A 13,015-nucleotide genomic window follows, 5' to 3' on the forward strand; every position below is an offset into this window, starting at 1 on the left:
AGTCTCCGTAGATTCCAGAGCGGGATCTGAGGCGAAACTCATAGGTGCAACGCACTGGCGCATTTCGCAATCCCGCTGCAATGAAACGACAATACAAGAAGGTCGATTGTTTCCGTCCAGTGATGAAGAGCGGTATGAAAAAGACAGTTTGGGGATTGATGGCGGCAGGTCTTGCCGCGACCGTTTGGAACGCGCTGGCCGGCCCCGTGCCGGAAGCTGCCGTGCCGCTTCCCTATGTGAAGCCGAATGCGCCTGCTGTTCCCGCCTTCATGCCGGCCTCGCCCGAAATTACCGGCGCCATACCACGCCTTAACCGGCCTGACGATGCGAGCCAGCTTAAAGCCGGACTGGATGCGCTTTCCAGCCGCGACACGACACGCGCCATCGCGGTTCGTAACGCCATGCAGACAGGCAGTCTCGACCGACATATTCTTACCTGGGCGATTGCCATTTCCGGGCAGAAGGACGTGCCTTCCGCCGAAATCACTACAGCCCAGAGCGAGCTGGCGGGGTGGCCGGGTGCGGCGACGCTGCGCGCCAATTCCGAAAAGGCGCTTTACCGCGAAAATCCACCGGTACCCCAGGTGCTTGCCGCTTTTGGCAGCGGCCGGCCGGAAACAGCCGAGGGCACCGTTGTGCTCGCCAAGGCCCTCACCTCTTCCGGCAAGGCTTTGGAAGCACAACGCCTCATTCGCCAGCTCTGGGTGAGCGAAAGCATGAACAAGGACATGGAAGACCGCGTTCTTGCCGAGTTCCCCACTTATCTGACGCCCGCCGACCACAAGGCGCGGATGGATTATCTGATGTATCGCAGCCGAATCGGCCAGGCGAAACGTTTCGGTGATCTCGGCAAGGCGCAGTCGCTCTACAATGCCTGGGCCGCCGTGCTGCAGCGCTCAGGCAATGCCGTGGCGCTGCTGGGCAAGGTTGACGCCAACTTGCGCAGCGACCCTGCTTTTCTCTTCGCGCGCATCGAAAATCTCCGCAACCAGCAGAAATATCCGGAAGCCGCAGCACTTTTAAAGCAGGCGCCGAAGGACACGGCAAAACTCGTCAATCCCGGCGAATGGTGGAACGAGCGGCGAATCATCGCGCGCGGCGTCGCCGATCTCGGCGATTTTGCCGAAGCCTATCGCATCGTTGCCAATCATTCGGCCACGTCAGCCGTCGATGTTGCCGATGCGGAATTCCATGCCGGCTGGTATGCGTTGCGGGCACTGCGCGATCCCGCCACGGCCTCACGCCACTTCAACACCCTTTTGCAGACCTCGAACCGGCCACTTTCCGCCTCACGGGCCTATTATTGGCTGGGGCGGGCGGCGGAAGTGGGCGGGCCGGGCAATGCCCGCGATTTCTTCACCAAGGCGGCTGCCCATTCCGGCACCTTTTACGGCCAGCTTGCTGCCGCACGAATCGATGCAAAGACGCTGAACGTCACATACCCTGCTCCGAGCGCTGCCGACCGTGAACGATTTGCCGGCCGCGAAGCCGTGCGGGCCATCGACAGGCTGGAAGCCGCAGGCTACGGCTGGCGGGCTGACAGCCTCTACAGGTCATTGGCAGATCAGCTCGACAGCCCGGGCGAGCTTGCCATTCTGGCAGCAAGGGCAGAGGGCAACGGCAACCATCAGGTATCACTGCAAATCGGCAAGACGGCCTTCAGCCGCGGCATCGACGCGGCCGCCCTTGCCTATCCGCTCGGTGTCATTCCCGCCAGTGCCAATATTGCCGGCTCCGGCAAGGCGCTTGCCTATGCCATCGCCCGGCAGGAAAGCGCCTTCAACCCGGCCGCCGTCTCCGCTGCGAATGCTCGCGGTCTGCTGCAATTGCTGCCGGGAACCGCCAAGGGCGTGGCCGGACGCCACGGCCTGCCCTACACTCAGGCGATGCTGACCAGCGACGCCGGATATAACGCCACGCTCGGCGCACATTATCTCGGCGAACAGATCGACAGTTTCGGCGGCTCCTACATCCTCACCTTCATCGCCTATAATGCCGGCCCGAAACGTGTACCGGAATGGATCGCCCGCTATGGCGACCCGCGCGGCAAGCCTATCGACGATGTCGTGGACTGGATCGAGCGCATCCCCTTCCCCGAAACCCGCAATTACGTGCAGCGGGTGATGGAGAATTATCAGGTCTACAAGACGAGGCTGGGGCAACAGGCCGATATTGTTGATGACCTGCGTCATGGCCGGGCGGGATAGAAGACCGGTTCATCAGTTGACTACTGTCAAAATATCAAAGCACCGGCAGGCCCGGTGCTTTTTTTGTTTTCAGGATTTACCGCACTCAAACGAAAAAGCCCGGCTCAAGAGCCGGGCTTTCCATCACTGACAATGTCAGATCAGATTAGAACGTGCGCTGAAGGCGAACGAAGCCGGTCCAGCTGTCGCCGGTCGGACCATCGACGTCCTGGTAGTTTGCAGCGATCTTGGCATCGAGACCCTGGGTGATCTTGTAATCAACCGTCAGGCCAGCGCGCCATGCATCGTTGTCGCCGGTGAAGTCACCATCAGGAGCGATATCGATCGTGCCGAGGTACTGAGCGCCGGGGGTGATGGTCAGCTTGTCAGTTGCCTTGATTGCGTATTCAGCAGCAACTGCCCACTCGGACTCTTCGTAGTAGTAGTTTGCGCCAGAAGCCCAAACGCCAGAGAGACCAAACGTGCCAGGACCGATGTCAGCCGTCAGGATAGCGCGGATTGCACCATTTTCCTGGTCGGTGTCATAGGAGCCGAGCAGGTTGGCAGAAACTGCGCCGAACTTCGCGCCGATGATGCCGCTGACGCCAACGTTGTTCGGGCCTTCAAAGACGCCACCCTTGGCAACGCCGAGGTTGGAATTGCCATCACGTACCGAGTCGAGTTCTTCAACGCTGATACCAGCATAGAACGAACCAGCATCGTAGGTGTAACGCAGAGCGTTGCCACGGGTGGTGTTCGAAGACAGGATATCGGTTTCGCCGGAGAGATCGTCATCCCACCAGGTGTACATGTAACCGACCTTCAGGCCGCCGAGCTCGATGAAAGCCTGGTCGACGTTTACGCCGCGGCTCGAGTCGTTGTCAGCCTGGCCACGAAGACCGATGTAACCACGCAGAGCGCCGAGTTCGGTGTCGGTGCGGGTGTCGATGTTGAACTGGGCGCGCGTGAACGAGTTCCAGTCAGACGTACCGGACTGGTTACGACCGAAGTCCGTCTGGAAACGGATGTAACCGTCGAACTTCAGGCAGGTTTCGGTGCCGGGGATGTAGAAGAAGCCCGTGCCGAAAGCGTCGCAAACGCGAACGTATTCCAGGGGCTCAGGCTCAGCAGCGACGATAGCGTCGGCAGCGTGAGCGCCGGATACTGCTGCGAGAGCCGCAGCGGAGCCGATCAAAAGGCTCTTGATGTTCATGGTTGACCTCCAGTCAAACGCTTAATTTTCTAAGCAGCGGGTGGGGAAACACAACTAAATGCGTGCCGCTTATGGAGATGATTAGAGCCAAAACCGGCCGGGGAGGCAATCCCAATGATGACAAAAGGAAGACAGTAAGGGGACCTTAGTTTTGCATTGTTGCGAAATAGCTACAATTCTAACCGACGGGCAGCACTTCCTAACAAAACGTTAATAATTCATGCTTTTCAGCGACTTAAGCGAAATGCCGATAAATGAGATAAGTCATTCCTCATCCCACCGCCAGAATTCTGACATCGCTGCGCCATGGGAAATCGTCTGAAACGCGGTGCCATTGGGGGGAAATCGGGCTGTCGGCAGCAACGCTTCCATCCGCAGCAGGAGAGAATCAGTTCCCAGTTCGACAGGCCCAAAACAGTTGAGTGGCAGACGAAACGGCAACGATACAAACCGACTTAAGCCGTAACGGAAAGTCGCCGGGATATCGAAACGCCGGCCAATCGACGCTTTGCCTGCCCCTCGCCAATGTGCATCAAACGAAAAAGCCCGGCTCTTGAGCCGGGCTTTCCATCACTGACGATGTCAGATCAGATTAGAACGTGCGCTGAAGGCGAACGAAACCAACCCAGCTGTCGCCGCCGCCGTTTACACCTTCGGTGCCGTCTACGTCCTGGTAGTTAACCGAAACGAGCGTGGAGAGGCCCTGGGTGATCTTGTAGCCAACAGCTACACCAGCGCGCCATGCATCGCGATCGCCAACGAAGTCGTTGTCAGCGCCGATGTCGATCTTGCTGAAGTACTGAGCGCCGGGGGTGATGGTCAGCTTGTCAGTTGCCTTGATTGCGTATTCAGCAGCAACAGTCCACTCGGACTCTTCGTAGTAGTTGTTTGCGCCAGAAGCCCAAATACCAGAGATACCGAAGGTGCCCGGACCGATGTCAGCCGTAACGATTGCACGGATTGCACCATTTTCCTGGTCGGTGTCGTAGCCGCCGAGCAGGTTAGCCTTAACGGCGCCGAAGTTAGCACCGATGATGCCGCTTACGCCAACGTTGTTCGCAGATTCGAACGAACCGCCCTTGGTCAGAGCTGCAGAGATGTTGGAACCGCCGCGAGCAGCATCCAGCTCTTCAACTGCAACGCCTACGTAGAACGAGCCAGCGTCGTAGGTGTAACGGATAGCGTTCAGACGCGTAGCGTTCGAAGAAAGGCTATCGACTTCGCCGGAGAGACCATCATCCCACCAGTTGTAGTAGTAACCGACCTTCAGGCCGCCGAGTTCGATGAAAGCCTGGTCGACAACAACGCCACGTGCGGAGTCGTTGTTAGCCTGGCCACGAAGACCGATGTAACCACGCAGAGCGCCGAGTTCGGTGTCGGTGCGGGTGTCGATGTTGAACTGAGCGCGGGTGAACGAGTTCCAGTCAGACGAACCGGACAGGTTACGGCCGAAGTCGGTCTGGAAACGGATGTAACCATCGAACTTCAGGCAGGTTTCGGTGCCGGGGATGTAGAAGAAGCCGGTGCCGAAAGCGTCGCAAACGCGAACGTATTCCAGGGGCTCAGGCTCAGCAGCGACGATAGCGTCGGCAGCGTGAGCGCCGGATACTGCTGCGAGAGCCGCAGCGGAGCCGATGAGAAGGCTCTTGATGTTCATGATTGACCTCCAGTCAAAGTTTTTAAGTGGGTCTGGGTACTTTTGCCGAAGGACAGCATTCCCTGCCCCATTCCCGTGTTCTTAGAAGCCAAACGATCCACCGCCTCGCTTCTGGTCGTGAAAATACAAAAGGTTTCGCCGCTTGCAATCGCCAACATCCGATAAAGCGCATTTACGTACATGCTTCATTTCGGTTTGTTGCGGAAACAGCACACAGTGGGCACACGGCCCATAGGTGGCTTTACCATGCGTTAAGAAATGACTTGAAAATCCGTTAGTTAGCGCGGTTAACAAGGTCTTTCTAAACTATAGGCCTTTTCAGAGATCCCTTGCCCCGCAGGGGAAGGGCGACGGAAACTTTTGCCCCGTTCCGGCCCCACACTTAGTATGGCTCCCCGGTGCGCACATAGAAACAACAGTGAAACCCGAGCGGTTCGCCACCGATTCCCCGATCAACGATTCGGCTCGCAGGCTCCGGCACTTCAATTCTTTGGCCGATTGCGTCAGCAAGCGTTACGGGACGAGTCGCGAAAACGGCGCGGAATACGAGTGTGTGTCACTTGGGTACAGAGTGCTTTGTAACTGCCTGCAAGAAACGAGGGGCAGAATCGCGTCGGCGCATTAGCTCTCTCCACTATCCTGCGGTTTATCGCAGGGGGCCGGAGTTTCGCGAAACGCGCTGAAGAACGAACTGGCATGCGGAAACGCATGCTTTGGGTGCCTGCTGGGAAGAAGTAGCTGTTTAGGGAGATTTATAATTTCAGGCTTCGTGCCGAAATGGCGGAGAGGATGGGATTCGAACCCACGATACGCTTTTGACGTATACTCCCTTAGCAGGGGAGCGCCTTCGACCACTCGGCCACCTCTCCGGTGCGGCCTGATTATTGCTTTAAAAAAATGAATGCAAGGGTTTTTCGCCAAGAAGCCGAAAAACCTGTTGGCCGAACGCCCGCCAGCGAAACTTTGCGGGCCATTGGGGAACTTCTTCTCTTCCGGCACGTTCTGGCTTCGGTAACAAAAAGAGGTGTTCTAATGGCTCAGACCAAACTGAATGTTGTCGAAGATACGATCGAAAACCAGATTGCGGAGTTGCGTTCGCAGATTTCGTCTCTCTCCAAGTCCGTTTCCGCTCGTGCGGAAGGCGTTGGTGAAGATGCATCCGAATTTCTGGATGAGGCTCGTGGCCGCGTTCGCAAGGCGGCAAGCAATGTGCGCGCACAGGGCCAGAACGTTGTGGAAGCAGTCAAGGAAAACCCCGGCACTGCAACCTCGCTGCTGACGATCGTCGGCGCGCTCGGCTTTGCGATCGGTTATGCGGTCGGCGCTGGTACTCAGCAGAGTTCTTCGAACAGCAGCCTTTATCGCTGGCGTTGATTGCCGCACTAGAGGCTAGAATTCAGGCAAGGCGGGATTCGTTCCGCCTTGCCTGTTCGCATTTATTTCAGAGAATTGACGACCGGGGGCGGAAATGATGTTTAGCAGCGATCTTGAAGAAGCATTGTCGGATTTCGCGAGAGATCACGGCATTGACAGGGATGAGGCTATCCAGCGCATCGTCCGCGCCGCACTCATCAATAACGGTTATCTCGCTTCCGGCGAAGAAGGCATTCCGCCGGAAAAGCTGAACGCCAGCAACGATGACTAAGACTCAATATCCCGATTTGGATGGCGCAGGCGCTGCGCCGCCCTTGTAGCGGCTGGAAAGCGCTCGCAGTGTATTGGAAAACTCCGTGACATCGGCGCCAACAGCCACGAAAGATGCACCGAGTTCCAGATAACGGCGATTGAAGGTCTCGTTGAAGGTGAGAATGCCGGCAGCTTTGCCGGCCTCGACGATCTTGACGATCGCTGCCTCGATTACGGCCTGCACTTCCGGCTCGTCGAGCCTGCCGAGATAGCCCATATCCGCAGCAAGATCGGCCGGGCCGATGAAGATGCCGTCCACACCTTCCACCGCAAGAATATTGTCGAGATCATTGATCGCGGCGCGCGTTTCGGCCTGCACCAGCAGGCACACGCTGTCGGACGCACTGTCGGCATAATCGGTTATGGTGTTGAAGGCTGAGGCGCGGGCAACCGCTGCCCCCATGCCGCGAATGCCGCGCGGCGGATAGTGCATCGCGCTGACCAAATCTTCAGCCTGCGCCGCCGAATCGACCATGGGCACCAGAAGCGTGCGGGCGCCTGCGTCCAGCAGCTGCTTGATCATCCAGCTTTCGCCAACGGGCACACGCACCACCGGTTCGGCGGGCGATGTGGCGAGAGCGCGCAATTGGTCGATGATGCTGCGAAGATCGTTCGGGCCGTGCTCACCATCGATGACCAGCCAGTCGAAACCCGCTGTTCCGGCAATTTCTGCCGTGATGGCCTCACCCATATCGAGCCAGAGGCCGATTTGCGGCCTGCCGGCGTGAATGGCTGTTTTGAAACGATTTTCGGGAGCGGGCATGATGTCCTCAGGAAAGCAGTAATTTCAGATCGGCGGACGGGTCCGCCAGGATGGCGCGATCCGGCTCAGCGCCGGTATCGAGCAGTTTTTTGCCGGAAACATAAGCCTTGGCATCGTTGACGGCATCAACCGCCACGAATCGCCCGTCGCGGAAATACCAGACCGACCAGCTGCCTTCGCGCGCGCCGGGCCGCAGCACAGTTTCGTCGTAACCGAGGTTGAAGCCGGCGATCTGCAGCTTTACCTCGTATTGATCCGACCAGAACCAGGGTTTGGCATCATAGGCGACTTCAGCGCCTGCCAGTACATGAGCGGCGGCCTCGGCCTGATCAACCGCGTTCTGGACTGATTCGAGACGCACAAGCTGGCCCCGCCACGGCAGCAACGCGCAATCGCCCACCGCGTGGATATCCTTGTCCGAGCTGCGGGTGTGTTCATCCACCACGATGCCATTGCCGACATCGAGGCCCGATTCGCGGGCAAGGCGATCGTTCGGGGTTACGCCAATGCCGACAATGACAAAATCCACGTCAAGCACCGAACCATCGGAAAGCTCGGCAGCGGCCACCCGGCCATCCATGCCGACGAGCCGCACGAGGCCGGTCTTTTCGCGGATGGAGACGCCGTGCTCCTGATGGATGCCGCGCATGATATCGGCGGTTTCCTTTGCCGCCACGCGCTGGAGAATGCGGTCGGCCATTTCGATCAGCGTGACCTCGAGACCGAGCTTGCGGGCGACGGCTGCCGCTTCCAGACCGATATAACCACCGCCGATAACCAGCAGCCTGCGGCCGGGTTTCATTTCCTCAAACAGCCGGTCAGCATCGCGCTTGTCGCGGACGGTCAGAACCCCTTCGAGATCGCCGCCGATGCTGGCGGGCAGCTCGCGTGGTGCAGCACCGGTCGCCAGTACCAGCTTGTCGTAGGAAAGCGTGCTGCCATCCTGCATGCGAACGGATTTGGCAGCGCGGTCTATCTCCTCCACGAAGGTGGTGAGCCGGATATCGACATTGTTTTCCGCGTACCACTCCTCAGGGCGAAACATCAGCCGGTCGAAGCTCATCTCGCCTAAAAGGTATTTTTTCGACAGTGGCGGCCGTTGATAAGGATAGGCATCCTCCGAGCCGATGATGGTGATGGGGCGCTCATCCTTCAGCGCCCTGAGCTTTGCAGCCAGCGCGAAAGCGGCCTGCCCCGCCCCGACGATTACCAGCCTTCCCGCCACATTCCACTCCCAGAACAATCGCCAATGGGCAGATTTGCCGCACACTGCGAAGCCATATTCCGGGATCAGGCGTAACGCCAAGTACGGCCCGCGTCAACCGTACAGCGCCACCAGCCCGGTGCAAGTATGACACATTATCACCCCAGACTGCGACACCCTTGCAACCGGAAGGAGCCGGATGCATTTCCTCAAGGGAAACATCGGCTTCCGACAGGCGGTCTGGCCCATGTCGAGACGCAGAACAGACAATTGCGCGGATTTCCTTCACGCACTGGCAAGGAAGCCGCGTTAAAATCGGCATCAGGAAAAGGCAATCCGGGAGGTTGTCATGGCTTTACATATTGATCACCGTCAAAGCGTCCCGCAGGACGAACAATACGAGAAGTTTCAGATCGACCGGCCCGGAAAGATCACCTTCATCGGGCATCACCTCAGCGCCAAGGATACCATGCGCTGCCTGGTGCGCAGCATCTCGCTTTACGGCGCAGAGATCGAGGTCAGCCCGCATCTGGAGATGCCCACTAACTTCTATCTGGAAATTCTCGGCATTCGCGATGAGATCGGCTGCAACCTGATCCGCAGGGAAGAGGAAAAGGTCACCATCGGATTCAACATGTTGATCGACGCGGAATTCCTGCACCATGTGCGCAGGCTGAGTTTCGAGACCAGCGTCTGAGCCGCATCGGCCGATTCGCGGCCGAGTTTTTCTCTCACGGCGCGACGGTTGAAAAAACTGCTCCAAAACAGCCATCCGGCAACCGGGCGCGACTTGCGTCCGGTTTTTTTGCACCTATTGTGTGCCGGGTTTTCAAACAGGTACTGGAAATCTCAGCCAATGTCCGCTTTCTCACGTCTTACGCCGCTTGCCGTCTCTCTTCCTTCAACCGTTCCATTCGTCGGCCCGGAAGCCATCGAGCGGGGCCGCGGCCTGAAGGTGGAAGCGCGGATAGGCGCCAATGAAAGCGGGTTCGGTCCTGCTCCATCCGTGCTTATGGCCATGCGGGATGCGGCGGCCGAGACCTGGATGTACAGCGATCCGGAAAATTTCGAACTGAAGGAAGCACTCGCCATCCACCACGGCGTTTCGCGTGGCAATATCGCCATTGGCGGCGGTGTCGATGGTTTGCTGGGTGAGATCGCCAGGCTAATCGTTGAGCCGGGAACGCCGGTGGTCACCTCGCTCGGCGGTTATCCTACCTTCAATTACCATGTGAACGGCTTTGGCGGAAAACTCGTGACCACGCCATATGTCGACGATCACGAGAACCTCGACGGGCTTCTCGATCTCGTCATCCGGGAAAATGCACCGCTGGTCTATTTCGCCAATCCCGACAATCCGATGGGAAGCTGGTGGGAGGCAAGCGAGGTAGTGGCCTTTGCCCGTGCGCTGCCGGAAACCTGCCTGCTCATTCTGGACGAGGCCTATTGCGAGACCGCACCTGCCAGCGCCGTGCCAAGCATCGATGCCCTTATCGGCCAGCCGAACATCCTGCGCATGCGGACTTTCTCGAAAGCCTATGGGCTTGCCGGCGCCCGCGTGGGGTATGCCATCGGCACGCTCGGCAATGTCGAAGCCTTCGACAAGATCCGCAATCATTTCGGCATGGCACGCGTTTCGGTCGCCGGCGCATTGGCGGCGCTGAAGGATCAGGCCTATCTGCATGACGTCGTTGGAAAAATTGCGGTGGCTCGAGATCGCATTTCCGCGATTGCCCGCAGTAACGGCCTCTCGCCCCTGCCGTCGGCAACCAATTTCGTCACCATCGATTGCCAGCGCGACGGCACTTACGCCCGCGCCATCGTCGACGGCTTGATGGAACATGGCGTGTTCATCCGCATGCCGGGCGTGGCGCCGCTCAACCGCTGCATTCGTGTGAGTGTGGGACCTGATGACAAGCTTGATCTTTTTGAACAGGCATTGCCGAAGGTTATCAAGGCGCTGGGTTGAGGTTTCGCTTGCCTTCTCCTCATTCCTTTTCTTGTCACGAGGAATCGAGCCAGCCCAAGTCCTTGGGCTGAGAGGAATCTCTCGCCACACGGACGTGTGCCGACTGGATCCCCGTGGCAGGCAAAGGGATGAGGGTGGCGAGCCAGGCGGCATATGGTGCAATCGACCATTGCGTGCATCGATTCAACATCCTCTGACAAACCACTGTTCGCGAATCGTTTTCCATCAACCGACATCGCCAGACATAAGAAAACCGCGCCGGCCTTGTTCCTGCCGGTCGCGGTTTGATGTGTCAGCGCAAAAGCTCCTTTTCAAAGCCCTCGCCGCATTCCCCTTCGGGTTTACTTTCGTTTGTACCGGTCATCGGGACTGGAGGGAACCGGACCGGAAATTCTGTCGCGGATAAGGTGCGTCAGTGCATCGTCATCCAGTCGCGTGCGGCACGCAGCGCTTCGGCCAGTTCCGCCTTGGTCATGTTGCGAGCAAGATCTGCTCGCAGCGAAGCGGCTCTTTCCGATCCGCGGATCGCGGCGATGTTGAGCCATTTGTGGGCCGCGACCAGATCCACCTTGCATCCCCGGCCGGTCGCATAGACCAGGCCGAGATTGCAAAGGGTGTCGGCGCGGGTTTCGCCACCGGCAACTGCCATTTCGATATCGCGAATTTCAAAGCGTGCCATCGTTTTAATCCCTGTCTTCTCGCCTGTTTCATCAATTGCCTTCTTGTCGAGGCTAACCTTTGGAACTGCCGTCTTTTGCGGCTTTTTTGTTCTTCCGGCCGGCAGGTTTTCCCTGCGCTTTTGATGACCCCAATATGTCATGAGGCTTTCAACGGGCGCTTAAAAGGCATGATTAATGGGCCGCAAACAAACTGCAAACGATTGGTAAAATTGGGTTTTTGTTAAATATCACGAGGTGCGGAAATTAAGGACTTTCGAGCGAATTTTACGAAAACTTTAGAATTGGATTTCAACCCTTCATTCACCACGATCCAAACAACGGTTTTTCGAATTGCCCCTCTCCCACTCTCCTGACCGACGCAAATGCCGTCTCGCAGCTGGAATTTTCTGTTTCCTTTTACGTGAACGTCAAATACTATCCGCATGCCCGTGCGGAGGACGAAACGGGCAAAGAAAGCGCGACATGGACGGAGGAGTTTTTATGAAGCGTGTGATGATGATTGCCGCAGGCCTGCTGATCGGCAGCAACCTTGCTTTTGCTGCTGAGCCTATTGAAGGCAACTGGAAGACGGCGAGCGGCGAGACAGCCGTAATCGGCCCCTGCGGCGCAGCTTTCTGCGTGACGCTGAAGACAGGCAAACATGCGGGAAAACAGATCGGCAAGCTTTCCGGCAAGGGAAACAGCTATTCGGGCGATATTACCGATCCCGCCAATGACAAGACCTATAGCGGCTCCGGCACCGTTTCCGGCAATTCGCTGAGTATGAAGGGCTGCGTGCTGAAAATCCTGTGCAAATCCCAGACCTGGACGCGGTTGTGAGATAAGATGCGGCGGACAGGCTTGTAACAGCCTGTCCGTCGTCGCAGACGGACGTCGTGTGTAACGCATATATCCGTTGATGTATCGTCGCGACCCGAACGAACACTCTTAAGAGCGACGCATGCCTACCGCCGTTTCCATAATCCTGATTTCGGGTACGTCCCATGTCGGCAAAAGCACCCTAGCCGGCCTGTTAAGCGAAAAGCTCCACTGCGAGGCAATTTCAACCGACAGCCTGGCACGCCACCCCGGGAGGCCATGGCCGGGCATACCCGCGCCTGTGGAGGAATATTACAGGCAGCTGTCGGCAGAAACGATCCATTGGTTTCTGAAGGTGCATCACCAGAATATCTGGCCGCTTGTGCGCAGGCTGATCGAAAGCAAGACAGGCACCGGCAATATCGTCGTCTTCGAGGGCGCGGCCTTGCGGCCGGAATTTATAGCGCCCCTGCTGGGCAGAACGGTTGCCGGGGTCTTTCTTCACGCACAGAATGACTTTCTCTCCGACAGAATGCGCGCGCATGCGGGATATAAAGATGCGACGGCGGGCCAGCGCCGGATCATGGACGCCTTCATTGAGCGGTCCTTGCGCGAAAATACCGAAATGCTGGCATCCGCGCGACACCATCACGTCCCGATCGTCGACATCGCCAATCCCCAAGCATTCGATGGCCTCGTCAACGAACTTACAGCCCGTGCGGTAGCCTCTCCGGCGTGATGCAAAAGCAGGCAATTTGAGGCCGCTGAAGCCAGCCACCGCCCTAATTCACACTGGAAGTATCCCGTTAATCTCCCTGAACACCATATGAACCGGGGTCTCAGGGTGCGTTCAGTCCGA

At 57.9% G+C, this 13,015-nt stretch carries 12 protein-coding genes and 1 tRNA gene; 7 read left to right on the forward strand and 6 right to left on the reverse strand.

Translation table 11 applies throughout. The features are described 5' to 3' along the window. Positions 1–134 precede the first annotated feature (134 nt). A complete protein-coding gene (locus FB593_RS04440) occupies positions 135–2,207 on the forward strand; it encodes a lytic transglycosylase domain-containing protein (protein ID WP_174027526.1) in 2,073 nt (690 codons plus the stop codon). A gap of 145 nt (positions 2,208–2,352) precedes the next feature. Here FB593_RS04440 and FB593_RS04445 read toward each other — a convergent pair whose 3' ends face one another. The 3 genes from FB593_RS04445 to FB593_RS04460 all read right to left on the reverse strand — a co-directional run bounded on the left by FB593_RS04445 (position 2,353) and on the right by FB593_RS04460 (position 5,925). Then, complete coding sequence (locus tag FB593_RS04445; protein ID WP_038490442.1) at positions 2,353–3,399, reverse strand: porin; 1,047 nt, start codon at positions 3,397–3,399, stop codon at positions 2,353–2,355. A gap of 592 nt (positions 3,400–3,991) precedes the next feature. After that, positions 3,992–5,056 carry a porin gene (locus FB593_RS04450; protein ID WP_113472877.1) on the reverse strand — a complete coding sequence of 355 codons (1,065 nt, stop codon included), beginning with the start codon at positions 5,054–5,056 and terminating at the stop codon, positions 3,992–3,994. Positions 5,057–5,834: 778 nt separating this feature from the next. Continuing rightward, positions 5,835–5,925: transfer RNA gene (locus FB593_RS04460), tRNA-Ser, on the reverse strand. Between the two features lie 163 nt (positions 5,926–6,088). Here FB593_RS04460 and FB593_RS04465 point away from each other — a divergent pair. Beyond that, entirely contained in the window at positions 6,089–6,430 is a 342-nt protein-coding gene (locus FB593_RS04465) for a hypothetical protein (RefSeq protein WP_003512218.1), read from the forward strand. A gap of 94 nt (positions 6,431–6,524) precedes the next feature. Beyond that, positions 6,525–6,701 carry a hypothetical protein gene (locus FB593_RS27455; protein WP_164876626.1) on the forward strand — a complete coding sequence of 59 codons (177 nt, stop codon included), beginning with the start codon at positions 6,525–6,527 and terminating at the stop codon, positions 6,699–6,701. Positions 6,702–6,704: 3 nt separating this feature from the next. Here the strand turns inward: FB593_RS27455 and FB593_RS04470 are convergent, their stop codons facing one another. Beyond that, positions 6,705–7,505 carry an aldolase/citrate lyase family protein gene (locus tag FB593_RS04470; RefSeq protein ID WP_145166345.1) on the reverse strand — a complete coding sequence of 267 codons (801 nt, stop codon included), beginning with the start codon at positions 7,503–7,505 and terminating at the stop codon, positions 6,705–6,707. Between the two features lie 7 nt (positions 7,506–7,512). Then, positions 7,513–8,730 (reverse strand): NAD(P)/FAD-dependent oxidoreductase, encoded by a 1,218-nt coding sequence (locus FB593_RS04475; RefSeq protein WP_145166346.1) that lies wholly within the window; start codon positions 8,728–8,730, stop codon positions 7,513–7,515. A 328-nt stretch (positions 8,731–9,058) separates the two neighbouring features. On the opposite strand from FB593_RS04475, the gene FB593_RS04480 reads away from it, so the two are divergent. After that, positions 9,059–9,406 (forward strand): hypothetical protein, encoded by a 348-nt coding sequence (locus tag FB593_RS04480; protein WP_013635784.1) that lies wholly within the window; start codon positions 9,059–9,061, stop codon positions 9,404–9,406. 159 nt (positions 9,407–9,565) lie between these two features. Further along, positions 9,566–10,678, forward strand: a complete 1,113-nt coding sequence (locus tag FB593_RS04485) for a pyridoxal phosphate-dependent aminotransferase (protein ID WP_013635783.1) — start codon at positions 9,566–9,568, stop codon at positions 10,676–10,678. A gap of 412 nt (positions 10,679–11,090) precedes the next feature. On the opposite strand, the gene FB593_RS04490 is transcribed toward FB593_RS04485, so the two are convergent. Then, on the reverse strand, positions 11,091–11,357 hold the full coding sequence (locus FB593_RS04490; RefSeq protein WP_003496982.1) for a sel1 repeat family protein: 267 nt from the start codon (positions 11,355–11,357) through the stop codon (positions 11,091–11,093). 481 nt (positions 11,358–11,838) lie between these two features. Here FB593_RS04490 and FB593_RS04495 point away from each other — a divergent pair, with 481 nt between their 5' ends. Both FB593_RS04495 and FB593_RS04500 read left to right on the forward strand, forming a co-directional pair. Then, on the forward strand, positions 11,839–12,177 hold the full coding sequence (locus FB593_RS04495) for a DUF2147 domain-containing protein (protein ID WP_013635782.1): 339 nt from the start codon (positions 11,839–11,841) through the stop codon (positions 12,175–12,177). 121 nt (positions 12,178–12,298) lie between these two features. Further along, complete coding sequence (locus FB593_RS04500) at positions 12,299–12,895, forward strand: hypothetical protein (RefSeq protein WP_145166347.1); 597 nt, start codon at positions 12,299–12,301, stop codon at positions 12,893–12,895. Positions 12,896–13,015 lie beyond the last annotated feature (120 nt).

The organism is Rhizobium sp. SJZ105 (genome assembly GCF_007828365.1).
Lineage (GTDB): Bacteria > Pseudomonadota > Alphaproteobacteria > Rhizobiales > Rhizobiaceae > Agrobacterium > Agrobacterium tumefaciens.